This window comes from Pseudoleptotrichia sp., from assembly GCF_057270515.1.
Genome location: NZ_DBHIXS010000005.1, coordinates 33,845 through 51,628, shown reverse-complemented (window position 1 = coordinate 51,628; position 17,784 = coordinate 33,845). Strand labels below are relative to the sequence as shown.

16 protein-coding genes are annotated in these 17,784 nt (G+C 29.9%); all 16 read right to left on the bottom strand.

Annotated elements, in window-relative coordinates; genetic code table 11:
• Window positions 1-182: 182 nt before the first annotated feature.
• Window positions 183-1,328 carry an ATPase, T2SS/T4P/T4SS family gene (locus ACO5J6_RS05300; RefSeq protein ID WP_485642544.1) on the bottom strand — a complete coding sequence of 382 codons (1,146 nt, stop codon included), beginning with the start codon at window positions 1,326-1,328 and terminating at the stop codon, window positions 183-185.
• 349 nt (window positions 1,329-1,677) lie between these two features.
• Window positions 1,678-1,821 carry a hypothetical protein gene (locus ACO5J6_RS05295; RefSeq protein WP_485642543.1) on the bottom strand — a complete coding sequence of 48 codons (144 nt, stop codon included), beginning with the start codon at window positions 1,819-1,821 and terminating at the stop codon, window positions 1,678-1,680.
• A 56-nt stretch (window positions 1,822-1,877) separates the two neighbouring features.
• Window positions 1,878-2,057, bottom strand: a complete 180-nt coding sequence (locus ACO5J6_RS05290; RefSeq protein ID WP_485642542.1) for a hypothetical protein — start codon at window positions 2,055-2,057, stop codon at window positions 1,878-1,880.
• Between the two features lie 371 nt (window positions 2,058-2,428).
• Window positions 2,429-2,578, bottom strand: a complete 150-nt coding sequence (locus tag ACO5J6_RS05285) for a hypothetical protein (RefSeq protein ID WP_485642541.1) — start codon at window positions 2,576-2,578, stop codon at window positions 2,429-2,431.
• 57 nt (window positions 2,579-2,635) lie between these two features.
• On the bottom strand, window positions 2,636-4,099 hold the full coding sequence (locus ACO5J6_RS05280; protein ID WP_485642540.1) for a TrbL/VirB6 family protein: 1,464 nt from the start codon (window positions 4,097-4,099) through the stop codon (window positions 2,636-2,638).
• Window positions 4,100-4,737: 638 nt separating this feature from the next.
• Window positions 4,738-4,881 (bottom strand): hypothetical protein, encoded by a 144-nt coding sequence (locus tag ACO5J6_RS05275; RefSeq protein WP_485642539.1) that lies wholly within the window; start codon window positions 4,879-4,881, stop codon window positions 4,738-4,740.
• Window positions 4,882-4,940: 59 nt separating this feature from the next.
• Window positions 4,941-6,824 (bottom strand): TrbL/VirB6 family protein, encoded by a 1,884-nt coding sequence (locus tag ACO5J6_RS05270; protein WP_485642538.1) that lies wholly within the window; start codon window positions 6,822-6,824, stop codon window positions 4,941-4,943.
• Window positions 6,825-6,850: 26 nt separating this feature from the next.
• On the bottom strand, window positions 6,851-8,797 hold the full coding sequence (locus tag ACO5J6_RS05265; protein ID WP_485642537.1) for a hypothetical protein: 1,947 nt from the start codon (window positions 8,795-8,797) through the stop codon (window positions 6,851-6,853).
• Between the two features lie 5 nt (window positions 8,798-8,802).
• Window positions 8,803-9,336 carry a hypothetical protein gene (locus tag ACO5J6_RS05260; RefSeq protein ID WP_485642536.1) on the bottom strand — a complete coding sequence of 178 codons (534 nt, stop codon included), beginning with the start codon at window positions 9,334-9,336 and terminating at the stop codon, window positions 8,803-8,805.
• Window positions 9,333-9,860, bottom strand: coding sequence for a hypothetical protein (locus ACO5J6_RS05255; RefSeq protein WP_485642535.1), 528 nt, complete (start codon window positions 9,858-9,860; stop codon window positions 9,333-9,335). Before ACO5J6_RS05255 ends, ACO5J6_RS05260 begins: the two co-directional genes overlap by 4 nt.
• A gap of 41 nt (window positions 9,861-9,901) precedes the next feature.
• A complete protein-coding gene (locus ACO5J6_RS05250) occupies window positions 9,902-12,619 on the bottom strand; it encodes a hypothetical protein (RefSeq protein WP_485642534.1) in 2,718 nt (905 codons plus the stop codon).
• Window positions 12,606-14,537, bottom strand: coding sequence for a hypothetical protein (locus tag ACO5J6_RS05245; RefSeq protein ID WP_485642533.1), 1,932 nt, complete (start codon window positions 14,535-14,537; stop codon window positions 12,606-12,608). Before ACO5J6_RS05245 ends, ACO5J6_RS05250 begins: the two co-directional genes overlap by 14 nt.
• Window positions 14,524-15,138: a S26 family signal peptidase gene (locus ACO5J6_RS05240; protein WP_485642532.1), complete on the bottom strand. Its 615-nt coding sequence runs from the start codon at window positions 15,136-15,138 to the stop codon at window positions 14,524-14,526. Before ACO5J6_RS05240 ends, ACO5J6_RS05245 begins: the two co-directional genes overlap by 14 nt.
• A 480-nt stretch (window positions 15,139-15,618) precedes the next feature.
• Complete coding sequence (gene secY / locus ACO5J6_RS05235) at window positions 15,619-16,926, bottom strand: preprotein translocase subunit SecY (RefSeq protein WP_485642531.1); 1,308 nt, start codon at window positions 16,924-16,926, stop codon at window positions 15,619-15,621.
• Between the two features lie 43 nt (window positions 16,927-16,969).
• A complete protein-coding gene (rplO, locus tag ACO5J6_RS05230; protein ID WP_485642529.1) occupies window positions 16,970-17,584 on the bottom strand; it encodes a 50S ribosomal protein L15 in 615 nt (204 codons plus the stop codon).
• 5 nt (window positions 17,585-17,589) lie between these two features.
• A complete protein-coding gene (rpmD, locus tag ACO5J6_RS05225; protein ID WP_006807192.1) occupies window positions 17,590-17,769 on the bottom strand; it encodes a 50S ribosomal protein L30 in 180 nt (59 codons plus the stop codon).
• Window positions 17,770-17,784 lie beyond the last annotated feature (15 nt).

Here is a 17,784-nt window from a genome sequence, read left to right as displayed (position 1 = left end):
AAATGGCCTTCAAACCATTGATTTTATTAAGTTTGAGGGCTTATTTATGCAATTATTTTTTTTGAAAAATTTAAAATTTTTTTATTTTAAAACAGAATATAGCGTAATTTTTAAAAAATATATACGAAAAAATAAAAAATTTTTTTTAATACAATACTCTAATTTCCTATTTTTTCCCTATTTTAGCTCCCTTTTCTTTCATATTTTTCTTTAGTAACTAAATCTTCGAGAATGTATCTTCTATTTTCATAATCATAGCCTTTAAGTTTTGCAATTTCACTTACATAAATACTGCTGTTCATATCTTTTTTTACAGAAACGACTATGTCCACAGCCTGTATAATCTCTTCAATCTGTGGAACAGAAGTTACCGTCATCATATACTGTTCCATTTTTTTCAACGCAGACTGGGCATCATCAGCATGAATTGTATTAAATCCGCCTTTCGAACCTGAGTTCCATATTTTAAGGAGAATATCGACTTCCTCTCCTGTACGGGACTCTCCTACTATTACCGTATCCCCATTAAGTCTCATTGCTGTTTTTAAAAGGTCCGCAAGTTTTACGTATTTAGTTGTAGTAAGTTCGACTTTATCATCACAATCACATATAATTTCAGGCGTATCTTCTATAATAATAATTCTTTTACGGGTTCCTTTCAGTTCATTTATACAGGCATTGGCAAGAGTAGTCTTACCCGTTCCTACCCCTCCGCCTATGAGTATATTGGCTCCTTTATGTATCTCCTCGACAAGGGCTTTTCTATATTCCTCTTTTAATCTCCCTAATTCAACGTATTCAGTGAGTGGAAATATTTTGGACGGTCTTTTACGCAAAGAAAAAACCGGTGATCCTTTTACGACGTTGCCCAAAAGGCATTCTATTCTTTCTCCTGTAGGAAGATTTGTCGAAATTATGGGATTTTCTTTGGAAATGCTGTCGTGGTTATAATCCGCAATCAGTTTTATCATATTTTCAGCACGGTCTGCTTCCATAAATATATCTGTCTTAAATTTTCCTTTTCCAAACATATCAATTCTTATGTATCCGTCCTGATTAAGGTTTATTTCATTGACATTTTTATCCTCAAGAAGTGCCAATATATCTTTTCCCAACTGAGAAAAAATTACCTCACTGTCATCTCTTAATTTTATTATTTGTTTATATCTATATGGCAATTTTGAAAAAATTGCATCATAAGGAGTAATATAGCTCAGTTCGTTTAATTCTATATCATCAGGATGCTTTTCAAGAACTTTTGCCCTTGTTTCTTTATTTAAATTTTGTATCTCTTCAACAGAAATATTCATTTCTTCTTTTTTCTCCATTTTTATATTTTCCTTTCTATAAAACAAAAAACTATAAAAAGACTAGAAATTTCCAGTCTTTTTATCTTATTCTATTTAAACAATAAGTTTATTTTTCAGTTTATTATACAAAATAAAAATATTTTTGTCAATCACTTAATATTTTTAATAAAAATATAGGAAAAACATATTATTCATTTGAAAAAATTTACTGATTTAAAACACTCGTTCACTAAGAAAAAGTCAAAAACTCGCCTACGGCTCAAATAGATGACTTTTTCTAAGTTCTCTTCCTGTTTTAAATTGAAAATTTTTAAATAATTCATAATTATGTTTTCTATATATTTTGGAATGTTGAATTATTTTTCTATTAATTTATATAACCACAAACCTGTACTTCTCCTCTACTATTATACATACATTCCCTTCCTCTTCTTTTAGCTTCACTTCCATCAAGATAAGAACAACTTAAAATTGTAAATACTAACATAATTAACATAATTATTTTTTTCATATAATATCATCTCCATTATCATCATTTTTTACTCAATTAATCCCTCATTTTAAAGATTATTGAATTTTTTTACGAAAATCTTTAATTACATTACCTATGTCTTCAAAACTGTTATGTTGCTCTGCAATTCTATTAGGATTGTTTCTGTTCAGATTTTCAAGATTATTCATATACGTATTTACTATATCATTTGCTCCTAATAATGGAATATTATTTATATAACTATTTCCTTCCATTTACTATTTCATTATCTAAAATCTTTGGTGAAAATATATACTTTTTTTAATCTGTAAAATATTGTAAATATTGCTTCCACCATTACATTTCACTTCTTTTGCTTTTTATTATTTTATCACTCAAATTAACTTTAATATAAATCAATCATTTAATATTTTTAGTAAAATATACGAAAACATATTATTCATTGAAAAAATTTACTGATTTAAAACGCTCGTTCACTAAGAAAAAGTCAAAAACTCGCCTACGGCTCAAACAGATGACTTTTTCTAAGTTCTCTTCCTGTTTTAAATTGAAAATTTTTAAATAATTCATAATTATGTTTTCTGTATATTTTATGATATTAAACTTTTTATATAATTATCTTTTTTTAGTTTATATAACCACAAACCTGTACTTCTCCTTTAGAATTATAAGTACATTCATATCCTCTTTCTCTCATTGATCTTTCAGCTCCCTCAAAATAAGAGCAACTCACAATCGTTGCTACCAATACAACTGACATTATTATTTTTTTCATACACATCATCTCCATTATCATAATTTTTTCACTCAATTAATCCCTTTAGTTAGAAAACTATTGAGTTTTCTTATGAAAATTCTTGATTATATTACTAATATCTTCTGGTCTGTTATATTGTTGCGATAAAATCTTATTAGGGTTATTTCTATTCAGATTTTCAAGATTATTTATATATGTTTCTATCATATTATTTGTTCCTAATAATGATGTATTATTTATATAATTATTTCCTTGTATTTTTCCTACTTCTAGATTATACAAAGGCTTTCTGTAGTTATTTCTACTTTTATCAACTGCACTTCCATCTCCATAATAGGCATTTCCTTTTGTTGCTTCATTCATTGAACCTGTCTCTGCATTTAAAATAGGGGCTGCTGTTAACTGACTTACTAAACTTTTTAATCCGTCCTTAAATAAATCTCCTCCTGCTTTCCCAATTTGTTCAGCTCTCATTACATTATAAGGATAATTATTCTGATTATTACTTTCCAGTGAACTTTTAGTTTTATCTGCTAATTCTATGATATTTTTTAAATTACTCAAATCCATTGTTGCTGCTTGGAAAAATATTGCTGCTCCTATCCCTATCTTCGAATTTATTCCTAAGCCACTTTTCTTTTTCATATCTTTGTAATCTCTAAAACTGTCTTCTGCCTTTTTGAAGTTCTTCGGTACTCCTCTTCCTTTATTATATCTTACTCCTAATCCATTATCTGATGTATTACTGCTGTTTCCGCTGTATCTTCCGCTCGTTCCATACTCTACATTCTTATTTGCCCTGTCTCTTAACTCCCTATCACTGTATTTACTGCTATTATTATCTTCTTTTTCATTACTTTCTTTACCGAAAAGTTCACTTCCTGTTTCTTTTGTATTTCCCTCTTTCAGTTCATCTAGTTTTGCTCCGCCCATCATTGCAAGTCCTCCTGCTACCATTCCAAATGCTGAACCTAACCCCATAAATGCGTCTCCTTTACTTTGTCCAAGTGTCCCCCCTGATGTTATCGCTATCGCCATTGTGCTTATTCCTTCCATTACCTGTTGTAACATTAATAATATTACTGCTAACGACGCTATTCCTGTTATACTGTCTCCTACTTCTATCAGCTTTATTACCTGATATGATATTCCCATCATTGCTACTGTCATAAACATTGTTACTGACTGTATTACTATTATTCTTATCCCTTTCTGTCCAATTTCTGCTGTTCCTTCCATTGTTAAAAATATTAGGAAGAATATTGAAAATGTTACCAACATAAGTGCCATAAATATATTCGATATGTATATCGATATTATTTTCCCGCATATCCATAAACATACTATTATCAATATTATTTTCCCTATGTTTATAAATATTGAAAAAAATGACATAAATCCAAGTGCTTTCTCCAATAATCTTAATGGTCTTGTGAAAAATACATCCGCTATTTGTCCCGGCGTTGCATTATTAAACTTAGGGTCATTGAAGAATATCAGTCCTAATCTATAAAACATCGTAAATATCGCTTCCACCATTACATTTTCACTTCTTTTGTTTTTTGTTATTTTATCACTTAAATTAATTTTAATATAAATCAATCACTTAATATTTTTAGTAAAAATATACAAAAAATCATATTTGTTATGGGGGAGAACTACAAATATATTTTCTGTATATTTTAAATGCTAAATTGCTTTTACTTATATAATAACAAATTTGCATTTTTCTATTATTTCGGCTGTTTCATATATAATTATAATCTTATATTTCTTCTCTATAACTATATCTATACACATATTCTCTTGTTTTTTCTCGTTTTTCTATATCGTTAAACTCAACAAATGAATATAATTCGTAATAGCTAATATTGATAATTTTAATATCTTATTATTTTTACAAACCTTTTCTTAGTTTTTATCATTTAAAATCAATCTATTAGCTTTTAATACAAAATAATTTCTTAAAATTTTTAGCAAAATATACAAAAAACATATTATTCATTTGAAAAAATTTACTGATTTAAAACACTCGTTCACTAAGAAAAAGTCAAAAACTCGCCTACGGCTCAAATAGATGACTTTTTCTAAGTTCTCTTCCTGTTTTAAATTGAAAATTTTTAAATAATTCATAATTATGTTTTCTGTATATTTTGTAATGTTGAATTACTTTTCTATTAGTTTATATAACCACAATGTTGTACTTCTCCTTTATAGTTATATCTACATCTCCATCCTCTTCTTGCAGCTTCACTTCCATCAAGATAAGAGCAACCTACAATTGTCATCATTAATATAACTAACATTACTATTCTTTTCATATAATATCATCTCCATTATTATAATTTTTTGAACTCAATTAATTCTCTTAGTTGAAAGATTATTGAGTTTTTTTACGAAATTCTTTGATTACATTACCTATGTCTTCAAAACTGTTATGTTGCTCTGCAATTCTATTAGGATTGTTTCTGTTAAGATTTTCGAGGTTATTCATGTATGTATTTACTATATCATTCGCTCCTAATAATGAAGTATTATTTATATAACTATTTCCTCCATTCGCTGGCATGTCAGAATAGTAATCATTTTTATTTTTATTAGTTCCGTCTCCATAATAAGCGTTTCCTTTTGTTGCTTCATTCATTGAACCCGTTTCTGCATTTAAAATAGGTGCTGTTGTTAACTCATTAAATATATTTTTAAGTCCTGATTTAAATAAATCTCCCCCTAATTTCCCAATTTGTTCAGCTCTCATCACATTATAAGGATAATCACTATTTGTCTTATTGCTTCCTGTAGCATCCTTTATTCCATTTATTAAATCCGTATAACTTTTTAAATTACTCAAATCCGATGTCGCTGCTTGGAAAAATATTGCTGCTCCTATCCCTATCTTCGAATTTATTCCTAAGCCACTTTTCTTTTTCATATCTTTGTAATCTCTAAAACTGTCTTCTGCCTTTTTGAAGTTCTTCGGTACTCCTCTTCCTTTATTATATCTTACTCCTAATCCATTATCTGATGTATTACTGCTGTTTCCGCTGTATCTTCCGCTCGTTCCATACTCTACATTCTTATTTGCCCTGTCTCTTAACTCCCTATCACTGTATTTACTGCTATTATTATCTTCTTTTTCATTACTTTCTTTACCGAAAAGTTCACTTCCTGTTTCTTTTGTATTTCCCTCTTTCAGTTCATCTAGTTTTGCTCCGCCCATCATTGCAAGTCCTCCTGCTACCATTCCAAATGCTGAACCTAACCCCATAAATGCGTCTCCTTTACTTTGTCCAAGTGTCCCCCCTGATGTTATCGCTATCGCCATTGTGCTTATTCCTTCCATTACCTGTTGTAACATTAATAATATTACTGCTAACGACGCTATTCCTGTTATACTGTCTCCTACTTCTATCAGCTTTATTACCTGATATGATATTCCCATCATTGCTACTGTCATAAACATTGTTACTGACTGTATTACTATTATTCTTATCCCTTTCTGTCCAATTTCTGCTGTTCCTTCCATTGTTAAAAATATTAGGAAGAATATTGAAAATGTTACCAACATAAGTGCCATAAATATATTCGATATGTATATCGATATTATTTTCCCGCATATCCATAAACATACTATTATCAATATTATTTTCCCTATGTTTATAAATATTGAAAAAAATGACATAAATCCAAGTGCTTTCTCCAATAATCTTAATGGTCTTGTGAAAAATACATCCGCTATTTGCCCCGGTGTTGCATTATTAAACTTAGGGTCATTGAAAAATATCAGTCCCAGTCTGTAGAACATCGTAAATACTGCTTCTACCATTCTTGTCAGTAGTGTTCCTGTTACCATTCCTCCACCTGTCAATCCTGATGTCGAATTATATGTTGTCGGTGTTACCAGTATAAATGCTATTACTATATTTTTTACAAATGTAGGCAGTATCATTTTCATTATTGTATATACATCTACTTTGTCTATATTTTGCAATATTATCTTCAGTATACTGATTATCATAAATGCTATCAGGATAAATCCACATATCTGACTTATTTTAAGTGATATTCCTCTATATATTGTTAAAAGCCCATAATACAAGGAGTTTACTACCCTTTCTATTATCTTTTTACTATCACTCTGTTTTGACGCTTCCCTAAACACTTGTGCAAAGGCGTCAGAGTTCGCGTCTGACAAAGAAATTGTACTAAATATTATAAACAGCATAATTATTTTACTGTTTATTTTCTGTAAAACCTTTATTTTCATTCTTTCCTCCTATTTTAATATTTATATTATAAGTTACCTGCTATTTTGACTCCTATCTGTTTTGTTATCTCATATATTATACCTATACACACAAATACTTTTATGGTATTTATAATATTGAACGGTGTTATTATTACTCCCAAAGAAGCTTTTCCTATCAGTTCTATTACCATTCCTAAAACTACTATTACACAGAAGTTTATGAGATACTGTATAAATCCTGAAACTATTATCATTAATGTATTGAGTGCTTTCGATTTTCCTATATCATTTATTCCGAACATCATATAAAAAAGTCCGACAGATGTTGAAATCATAAATGTTATTGCACTCATAAATATATTCAGTGCCACATTCAGTAGAGTTATTATAGTCAGTAGTCCCGTACTTGCCGTAAGCGGTCTGTAAAATACTGTCTGGGTTACTACTCTTGAAATTGTGAAAAGCAGTCCCAATGTCTGCATTGCATTGGCTGCAACTTCAGTAGGATTATCTATCCACCCTTGTATCACTTTCCATACTGTCTTGAAAAATCCCCAAAGACCTCCGATAGCGTCTTTCTGTTTTATTATTCCCGCTCCATATGTTCCCATGATTAACGGTACACCTTTTTTCATAATGTACATTATCAAATCCGAATATGTTACGTATTTACCGTTTTCCATAGAAATATTGCTTACCTTTATAAAGTCTCCAAAAAATGTTGTCGGCAGTTTATACAGGAATAATGGCATTACCACATTTTTCATTAATATAGGATACATTGCTACAAAAATAAAATATGGTGATTTTATAACAATTTCAGCTAAAATCATTTTTATTATCTCTTCTGCCGAACCATGCAGTCCACCTTTCAGCATTTTCCATAATATATGTATTATCATCAGAAACACCATAATGGACAAAAGCAGTCTTGATATACCCGTATATGCTTTGTTTGCTGAAGCTGAAAAGTCTTTTGTTACTCCTGATACTTGGTCAAGTACCGCTTTAGGGTTAACGTTTTTTATAGCTTCTGTTGTAGTTGTTGCAGCTGTAAACCCGTTATTCGCAAGATACGTCTGATTTCTCGGTTTGCTGTAAGTAGTAATATTTGGATTGCTCGCAGGAAGACTTAAAACTTTTCCTCTGCTGTATACATTATCTCTTATGTCATACAGTTCCCCTATATCTGTTTCATCATCTACAGAATACGCCTTACTCATAATAGTTTCAAACGGCACTACATACGCAGTATTCTTTGCGTCGGTCATAGGTATGGATGATTTCACACTTGAACCGGCTTGATTCATATTTCCGCCCATTTCCAGCATTTTTAGTTGACCATTTCTATCTTTATAGACTAATCCCATTGTGTCTATAGTTTCATCATTATTATAGTTCATAACGATTACATCTCCGGGTCTGAGTGGTACGCCGGGTCTGAGCTGGTATTTGGTCATTCCTGCAAAGTCTTCCAGTTCCAGCTGATTAAATGCCGATGTATTCATACCTGCAATACCGTACATATATTTTACAAGTCCCGCGTGGTCAGTACCGTTAAATGCAGTATTCGTATTTCTTTTTTCTGTAGTATATGTATTTCCTGTAGAGTCCTCCGTATTTGGATGTTTTACTTCATAATCCACATCATATCCGTTATATGGTGCATTCTGATTATACGGTATCTGCCTTGTTCCGTTAAAGTTGTTGTTTATCTGATTTTCCAACGTTTTCTGCATGTCATCTATTTTATTTATCAGCATTTTATGACTAATATAGTTAAATATACAGCCCGGACTTTTAGTTTTATATCTTGCAAGATTGAAATTATTTACCATATTGTTATATGCCGACATTGTTTCATTCCCGCTACGTACTCCGTAATTCAGTCTCGTCAAAAGTTGTACCCTTGCTGAATCCAGATCATCTTCACACTCACCAAAAACGATTATGCCTATAGCAAAAATCAGAACAGCTAAAATCTTTTTCAAAACTATCACTCCCCTTTCTTTTTAGTTTCTTCCTCTGCCATTTTCTTTGCTTCTTCATATACCTGTTTCATTGTCGTTTCTTCAAAATTTTTAAATTCTTCTGCATTCTTCATTGCTTCTTCCTGTGTTTTCGGCATATTTTTTCTTACATCTTCTCTAAATTTTGCTATATCTTCATCTGAAAGATACATATTTTGACTTCTCAATAATTCTCTTATTTCATCATCAGACATTGAAAGTATCTCATTCATATTCTGTTCATAAGTCTTGATTTCTTCATTTTCTTCAGTAAAAGGTTCCATTTCTTTTTCAATTCGTTTACTTGTTTCATCAGATAAATCATTCTGCTGTCCTGTATTTTTTCCTCCTCCCATATCCATAATTTTAGGAGAATTTGCATTATATAATGTAATTGAAAGATACACTATTATTGCTAATACCCCAATTAATACAAATTTTTTCTTTACATAATATTTACCTAAAGGCACATCTTCTTCTTCCATAGATATTATAAAATCTATAAATTTATTTCTTTTCATTTTTTCTCCTTTGATTTATTCAATTTTCTAATGAGATTAGCATAAGACATTTTTTCAGTAAGTGTTTTAAAATCTTCTTTTTCAATTTCTACAATATTCAGCTCCACCATTTCTCTTATTATACTTTTTAGTTCTGTTTCAGGGAGAAATCTGGTAGATAGCCTATCAAATACAGGAAGCGTATCTCTCAAATAAATCACTGCCTTTTTTTTAAAATCAAAAAATTTATTCGATTCTACTTCTCTTAAAATATATTCCTTATCTTTCAGAACAATATCAAAATATTCTTTCACTTCTTTAATATTATTTTTCACTTTTATATATTTTAACTCATAAGTCTTATTTTTGTCAAATATTCCAAAAATTTTTCTTTTTACTGTAAGCACAATTTTTCTATTAGGATTTTCAGTTACATCTATATAACCTTTTATAAGTTTTCTTAATCCAATGACCGTAAAACCAAATTTTTTAACAAAAATAATAATTCCAAGCAAAATTAAGATTTGTATTAAATCATCTACCATTATTCTTTCCTTTCTTTTCCTTTAATTTCTTCAATTTTCCCCTACATTCCCGAAAGCATTTTTCTCAATCTCTGTTCGATTGTTTCGTTTCTGAGAGTTTCACTATTTATATCAATGTTATAATGAGTTGTTCCGATATAGTCATCATTTACGTAAATATCAAAGATACTGTCGTCAGGCATAAAGTTTTTAAGTATTATTTCCTTATCTTTTTCCCCGTGTTCCTCGTGCAGTATTTTATTTCCCGAGTTTATCACTCCGTCTAGTATGATCATAGTATTTATAAATTCTGTATAGTTCTCAAACAACTTACTGCTTATTTTCAACTCTTTCTCAGAATTTATATTAATAAATAAATATTTTATATTTTCTCCCAGTATCCTGTGATATTTATACGCATTTGGAAGCATATTTCCATAATCGGAAGCATTTTTCCGATTTATTTCAAAAGGATTTTTCTTATTCAGTCTGTATTTTTTACTGTATTTATAGTCAAGATATTCCGAATATGTTACTTTCATTTTTGCAGCTTTTCCGCTGCTGTTCAGAAATATCATCTCTTTTTTTACATCGCTTTTTCTGAAAATTTTGTATTTATCCTTTATAATGTGTATATCGGTCGCATTATAGACGATATTTTCCAGAAAAACATTCACATTGCTTATATCGTTGAAAAAAGCCATTGTAACAGATTTATCACTTATTTTATCTCCATATTTTCTAAGAAAAGGGATTATGAAAGTAAATTTTTGCGAAAGTTTCGTAAATACTTTTATAAACAGAAAATCGGTGTCTATAGTCATTAAATCCTGCTTTTTTTCAGCTTTCTCCGACCGGTTATCAGCAGTCCGTCCGTTATTTATTTCCTCGTTTTTTATATAAGTTTTCTTATATCTGTTTAAGATATTATATACATCTTCAAGGAATATTGCAATAATTTTCTCTCTTTTTTCAAAGTTTTTTTCTTTCTTTTTTCTTATATTTTTTACTTTGAAATTAAAAGAAAAATCCTTATTTTTCCTTTTAAATTCAGCGAGGTTACTGTCCATTCCGTCTTTAGCTTTTTTCATAAACTCCAGATAGTTTCTTTTTTCCTTTTCCATATCCGACTTTATATCGTCTCTTATTTTCTGCCTTATTTCCTCATTTTCAGTTTGTTCTGTGTACTGCCTTTCGAGTTTTGAATATTTTTTCTCTATTTCTCTAAAAATACTTTTTTCTTTATTTTTAAATAAAAGTTCAATTTGCTCTTTCTTATAATCCGCTATTTCAGAGATTTTTTTCATATCATTCAGCTTTATGCTCTCTTTCTTTATCTCTCCTTTCTCATCCCGAATTCCGACAATATACGGTCTAAGTTCATCTATCAGCTCTTTGAATACAACGCTTTTTACTACATTCCAAAGACTTATTTTAGCTGTATTGATATTATACAGCCTGATATCTGTTTCATAATATTCATCAGACTGTTTTTCTATTGTCTGTTTTTCCTGATTTTTTCCCGAAAATTTCTCTTTTAAAGACTGATTTTCTGAAAATTGTTTTCCTGAAAACAGTTCTTCCGATTTTATTCTGACCATATTTTTTTTCATTATTTCTTCAAATTTTTCAAATGCCAGTCTTTTCAGCATTTCTTTTTTGGAAAGTTCATTTATTACAAACTTTTCCGTCGAATTTTCTCTTTCCGAGGTTTTTAAATCCGACATTTCAGATTTAGCCATATTTCCCGTTACTTTATAGACTATCTCCTGATTTTCCAAAAATGTTTTCGGGATTAATATTTTTTTCTTTTCCCTGTCGAATATAAGCCTTGCTTTTGCTACATTTTTTGCAATTAATGTAAGCTGTCTACTATCATCAAAATCGTCGGTATTTTCCGAAAAATCCAGATTTAGACTTTCTATTACAGGTATTTCGGCGAGAAATTTTTCTTTTTTATACTTTATTTCATTTTTTCCATATCCGTCAACATATGGTTCCGAATATTCAAAATTATTTTTGATAAAATTAAAGATTTTCATATAAATATACGACTGATTGATTTCCCTTTTCTGATTTTCTATTCTTGATAAAATTCCATGTTGTCCTTTATTCTTCTTTTTATCGTCGTTATTGTTATATTTACTCTCATTACCATAATTTTTATTATATTCATTATCTTCATTATCCATATTCTCATTGCTGTCATTATTATTTTCATTTTCTATGTTACTATTCTTATTGTTGTCTGTATCATCATCCGGGTCATTATCCATATCACTGCCGGTAATATCATCTACATTTTCATATTTTTTCAGTTCATATTCTCTTAGTCTTTTTTCATAAATTGTATGCAGTTTATCGGCTATTTCTTCCGAAATTTTACTGTAATAATCTTCATAATTTCTGTCATTTGTTTCGATTACAATATTTTCTTTTCCGAAAAAATTGCAAAAATCCAGTACACTTATCAGATAATCGGCTTCCTTATTATCATTTCTGTTTTCAAGGAGACTGTCCTTATCTTTTATAAAAGTTTCAAAGATCGCTTTTTTTCTTTTCTGAATTTTTACTATCTGTTTTGAAAGAAAATTGTTTATTTCATTCTGTCTGTCCATATCATTTATTTCATAAGTCAAATCGGGATGAGAATTTATAACCGTTCTCCCTGCTACATCAGTTTCGATTTCGCTATTAAGTATGTTTTTGACATTACTGAAATGCAGACTTATATTATTAAGCTCCTTTATATTTTTGAAACTTAGTTTATAAGGTTTCATAATCTTCACCGCCGACTATTTTTCTGTAATTTTCCTGATATTCTTTGAGTTTTTCTATTATTTCGGGATTTATTTTTCCCGTTTCGAGAGTTTCAAAGTCAAAATTATACAGATTATCCAGCTGTCTCAAGCTGCCTTTTTTATCCGAAAGTCCGTTTATACGGAATTTTCTTATATCATAATTCATTTTTTCGATATACGACATTTCCCAGCAAAGCTCTTTGTATCCCTGATTTTCCGTTGTATTTTCAGCTTTTATTATTTTTGCAGTAAATAGAGGATTTTCAAACATTTTCAGCATAGCTGATTTAAATGTTTTCGACTCTTTTTCAGTTTTTTCCAGCAAACTGAAAATAAGTCGTCTTTCCGATGAAATCAGCTTCATACCCTTTTTCATAAGTCTTTCCTCGATTTCTGTTACTGTTTCTATTCTTTTTAATATATTCACTCTTTCTGACATAAATTTACTTTTCGGTCTAAATTTCTTATTTTCATAATATTTATCATCTTTATCAAGAAATGCCAGAATATTTTTTTGTACGTCCTCCCCTTTGAGTTTTTCTATCATTTCAAGGGCATTTGAAATCTGAATAAAGTCATCAAGATTACAGTTTATCGTTATATTATCCTTATCAATTCGGATTTTTGATTTTCCGATTTTTCGCTGTATGAAATGTTCGGATTTTTCTGATATGCTGCTATCTTTCAAATCTTCTTCTTTTTTCATCTCCGTTTCTTTCCCGTAATCATTCTCATCTTTAAAATCTATTTTATTTCCCGAATTTATTTCATAATTCCCTTTAGAGCTGTCAAGATTATCAAATGTCTTATAATTTTTTCTGTCAGTATTTTCTTCTGAAAGACTTCCCCTGTTATATTGTAAATACAGAAGGTCGTAAAACAACGTATCACTGTGGCTTTCGATTATTTCATCATCAATTTTTATATTGTTACGGTAAGTCAGACTGTCTCTGTAATAATTCAGAACATCCAGTTTCAAGGCTTTCATTTCTTCGATTATACTCGAATTTTCCTTATATTCTTCCGAAATGAGAGGAAATTTCATAATATTATTTCTCATAAGAATATTTGCATACGGAAAGTGTATAAGTACATTTATTATGTCGTTTTCCTTGTCCAGAGTGCTTATAATATTTTCAATGTTTTTCCCCGCACTGTCTTTTTCATCTATTACAAAACCCATATCTTTCATATCTTCGATATAATTTTCAAGTTTATTCCGTATTTCTGTATAATTTTCAAATATATTTATTTCTTCCAATTCTTCAAATGATTTATTCAGTGTAGTGAGCTGTGCGAGAGTTCTTATATTTTCTCCACTTTCTATAAAGTTTCTGAAATTTTCATAATCCTTTCCAAGCTCGCTTAAGAACAGGTTTGTAAACTTTGTTATTTCTTTTTTTGCTTCATCTATTCGAATGTCTATCCTTTTTATTTCCAGCCTGTTCCGCTTTATCTCTTCGTCCGTGATATATTTTTTATTATATCTGCTGTATTTGCTCCTTTCGGCTTTCAGCCTGTTGTATTCCCTGATACTGTTTTTAAACTCGCCAAGTTTACTATTTACTCCGTCATTCTTACTCAAACTTATTCTTTCAAATTGCTCATAAAAGACAAATGATACCATAATCATATCGTAAAATTCCTCAAGAGTGGAAATTTTCATTTTTGCAAGTCTTTCATAATATTTTTTAAATATGTCGTTGAGTTTTTCTTTTATATTCTCGTAATCATTTTCTTTTATCTTTATATTTTCTCTTTCCTTTTCAATGTTGTAAATCCCCTTACTTGCAGAATACTGTTTACTATTCCCGCTTTCAGTTTTTTCTTCCTGTAATTTTTTTATCTCATCATTAGTGAAAACTCTGTTACTAAAAAGTTTATCATATTCTTTCATTTTTCATCCTTTTCTTTCCAAAATTTATCTTATTCAGAATTTTTTCAATAGTTTCTTCTTTTATTAAAAGTTTCATTTCATATTTAAAATCCTCTTTCCTCAAAATTCCTAAATAACGTGAATCAAAAGATGTTTCGGTATCTCCCATTAGATAATATTCATCTTTTTTAAGTATGTATTTTGTATCTTCGATATTTTCAGTAATTCCCTTTATTTTAAATATTTTCCCTTTTTTTTCTCCGTTTATAAATAACGTACCGTCTTTTTTTGTTTCAATAATATCTCCCTCAACTCCGACAATTCTTTTCATAAGATATATATTTTTCATCTTATCTTTATTTGGAAAATCTTCTATATATTTTGAATATTTTTTATCCATTATAAAAAGTACTAAATGTCCTTTTCTATAGTCAGGAAAAATTTTTTTCAGATACAGACCTTTTGTCAGGCTGTCAGTTACGTTATAGGTTATTCTGCCCAAACAGAATGTTATTACGAAAAAAATGAAAAACATTATTATGAGTTTAGTTATAAAATTATTTTTTTTTAATTTATGAAAGAAAGGTTTCGCTTCTTTTTTTAATATTTTAAAAATATTCATTATATACTCCAATATATTTTGATTAAGTTATTTTTATTTTATTATAACATTTATTTTTTTTCAAAACAAATTTAGCTAAAAACGCTTTAAAATCAGTAAAATCAAATGTTTGATCTTATTATTTCAAAAAAAATTTTTTCGGATTTTTATTTTAATTTTTACATATAAATCAAATATAAAAAGGACTGCCGAAACAGTCCTAAAAAATCTAAAAAAGATTTTTCGCAATGATTAGATATAAGCAAAAATATACTAATATCTTTGCTATATTATATGTCATTATTTCACCTCCTTTCGGAGATAATAAAAAAAGCATTATAATTATAGCATTTTTTAATGAAAAATAAAAGGGAGATTAATTCTCCCTTTGCTTTTTTTTATGACATATCTATACCTAATCATTGCAAAATATATCTTACATTTATTATATCACAACTTAAATAATTTTTCAATACACAAAGCTGTTCTATTTTTCCCTATTTATCTGTTAGTTTTTTTGCTCGTACTTATAAATCCTTTCATCTTTTTGACAGCTAAGTATGAGTCAATCTGCTGTATCAGTTCAACTGCCACTCCGACCAAGATCAGTAAACTTGTTCCTCCGAGTAATACCGGTATGTGCAGTACATATCCGAACCATATATTAGGAAATATCCCCAATAATGCAAGGAATATCGCACTTCCAAAAGTTACTCTTGTAGCAACTCTTTCCAGATATTCAGCAGTCTCTTTTCCTGCCCTTACTGTAGGTATAGTCCCACCGCTCTGTTTCAAATCTTCTGCTACTTTATCAGGGTCAAAAGCTATTGTCAATGTATAAAAGAATGAAAATACTATAATTAAAAATGCAAATAAAAGTAAGTATAAAACTCCTGTTTGTGAAAACTGGTTTTGCCACCATGCATTAGCTTTGAGCAGCTGCACTATAAACGGCGGTGCGGCCATCAATACTGATGCAAAGATTATAGGCATAACTCCCGCAGTGTTTATTTTCAGAGGTAAATAAGTTCTTCTTCCGACAGCACTTTGTCCTCCTCCGAAACCTAAACTTCCTTTTCCTGCATACTGGATAGGAATTCTTCTTTCAGCAAGCTGTACAATTACCATGAAAGCGATAATCACCACAAAGAGTAACACAGATAATCCGATAAGTATATATCCTATTCCTCCTTTCAGGCTTTCCACCATTTGCTGGATAACCTGAGGCAGGTTTGCGACTATCCCAAGGAATATCAGCATTGAAGAGCCGTTTCCAATTCCTCTTATGGAAATTCTTTCCGAAATCCACATCAGAAATGCAGTCCCGCCTGTCATCAGGACTACTGTACTTATTATAAACTTTGGCCCGGGCTCAAGAACAAGTCCTTGCTGGTTCATAAGTGTTATAGTAATTCCAAATGACTGTATCAGTGCAAGAACTATTGTTACGTATCTCGTCCACTGGGTAATTCTGTCTCTTTCTTTTCCGCCCTCTTTTTGCATTTCATCTATTTTCGGGAATATAACTCCCAGCAGCTGAAATACGATTGACGCATTAATGTAGGGAATAATCCCTAAAGAAAAGATAGAGGCTCTCTGGACTGCTCCTCCTGAAAACAGATTTAAAAATCCTGCAATGGCATTATTTTGAAAATTTTTAAACAATGCCATATTAAGTCCGGGAACAGCAATATGAATACCTATTCTTGCCACCGCAAACATTACTAAAGTAAAAGCTACTCTTTTCTTTAATTCAGGTATCTTAAAGATAGACTGTATTCTATTTACTATTGCTTCAGTTAAAGTCAATTCTACCACTCCTCATATATGAAGAAAAAGCAAGATACAAATCTTACTTATTCTCATCTTCTTTTTTGTTATTTCCGGCTTTTGCAGAATATGATTTTACTTCCAGTATTTCTACACTTCCACCGGCTTTTTCTATAGATTCTTTTGCCGCAGTAGAAATTTTATGTGCTTTTACAGTCAATTTTTTATTAACTTCAGCATTTCCTATTATTTTTAAAAGACTTGTAAAATCTTTTTCTTTTACATAAGATTCCACATTTTCATTCAAGTATTCTTTTACAGCTTTTTTTCCTTTTAATGCTCTCAATGCAGCATCAGAATATTTAGTAATGAAAGCCGAATTTTTGATTATTCCGTTTTCTACTAATGTTTCTAGACTTACTACATCTCCATTATCAAATTTTTCAGCAATATCTGATAATGATATCACTATTGTATCTTTTTTGAATGCCGAATTTGAGAATCCTCTTTTAGGAATTCTTCTGATAATAGGCATTTGTCCACCTTCAAATACAGGTGATACATAAGTACCGGATCTCTGTTTCTGCCCGTTATGTCCTTTTCCCGCTGTTTTTCCCCAACCGGTTCCATGACCTCTTCCTACTCTTCTTCTCGCTCTTTTGGAGCCTTCGGCAGGTCTTAATTCATTAAGATTCATCTATTCTAAACCTCCTCTACTTTAAGTAAATAAGAAACTAATTTTATTTTTCCTTCTATATCTGCTGTTTTATTATGAACAACACTTTGGCTTATCTTTCTCAATCCAAGTGATTTAACAGTATCAATATGATTAGGCTTTCTTCCATTAATTCCTTTAATAAGTGTTACTTTTACTTTAGACATTAATTTTACCTCCTA

Coding starts and splice junctions, on each gene's coding strand:
- ACO5J6_RS05270 (WP_485642538.1), bottom strand. CDS start 6,824: ATGAAAATAAAGGTTTTACAGAAAATAAACAGTAAAATAATTATGCTG.
- ACO5J6_RS05300 (WP_485642544.1), bottom strand. CDS start 1,328: ATGGAGAAAAAAGAAGAAATGAATATTTCTGTTGAAGAGATACAAAAT.
- rpmD (WP_006807192.1), bottom strand. CDS start 17,769: ATGTCTAAAGTAAAAGTAACACTTATTAAAGGAATTAATGGAAGAAAG.
- ACO5J6_RS05255 (WP_485642535.1), bottom strand. CDS start 9,860: ATGGTAGATGATTTAATACAAATCTTAATTTTGCTTGGAATTATTATT.
- ACO5J6_RS05275 (WP_485642539.1), bottom strand. CDS start 4,881: ATGAAAAGAATAGTAATGTTAGTTATATTAATGATGACAATTGTAGGT.
- ACO5J6_RS05240 (WP_485642532.1), bottom strand. CDS start 15,138: ATGAATATTTTTAAAATATTAAAAAAAGAAGCGAAACCTTTCTTTCAT.
- rplO (WP_485642529.1), bottom strand. CDS start 17,584: ATGAATCTTAATGAATTAAGACCTGCCGAAGGCTCCAAAAGAGCGAGA.
- ACO5J6_RS05295 (WP_485642543.1), bottom strand. CDS start 1,821: ATGAAAAAAATAATTATGTTAATTATGTTAGTATTTACAATTTTAAGT.
- ACO5J6_RS05280 (WP_485642540.1), bottom strand. CDS start 4,099: ATGGTGGAAGCGATATTTACGATGTTTTATAGATTAGGACTGATATTC.
- ACO5J6_RS05250 (WP_485642534.1), bottom strand. CDS start 12,619: ATGAAACCTTATAAACTAAGTTTCAAAAATATAAAGGAGCTTAATAAT.
- ACO5J6_RS05285 (WP_485642541.1), bottom strand. CDS start 2,578: ATGAAAAAAATAATAATGTCAGTTGTATTGGTAGCAACGATTGTGAGT.
- ACO5J6_RS05245 (WP_485642533.1), bottom strand. CDS start 14,537: ATGAAAGAATATGATAAACTTTTTAGTAACAGAGTTTTCACTAATGAT.
- ACO5J6_RS05260 (WP_485642536.1), bottom strand. CDS start 9,336: ATGAAAAGAAATAAATTTATAGATTTTATAATATCTATGGAAGAAGAA.
- ACO5J6_RS05290 (WP_485642542.1), bottom strand. CDS start 2,057: ATGGAAGGAAATAGTTATATAAATAATATTCCATTATTAGGAGCAAAT.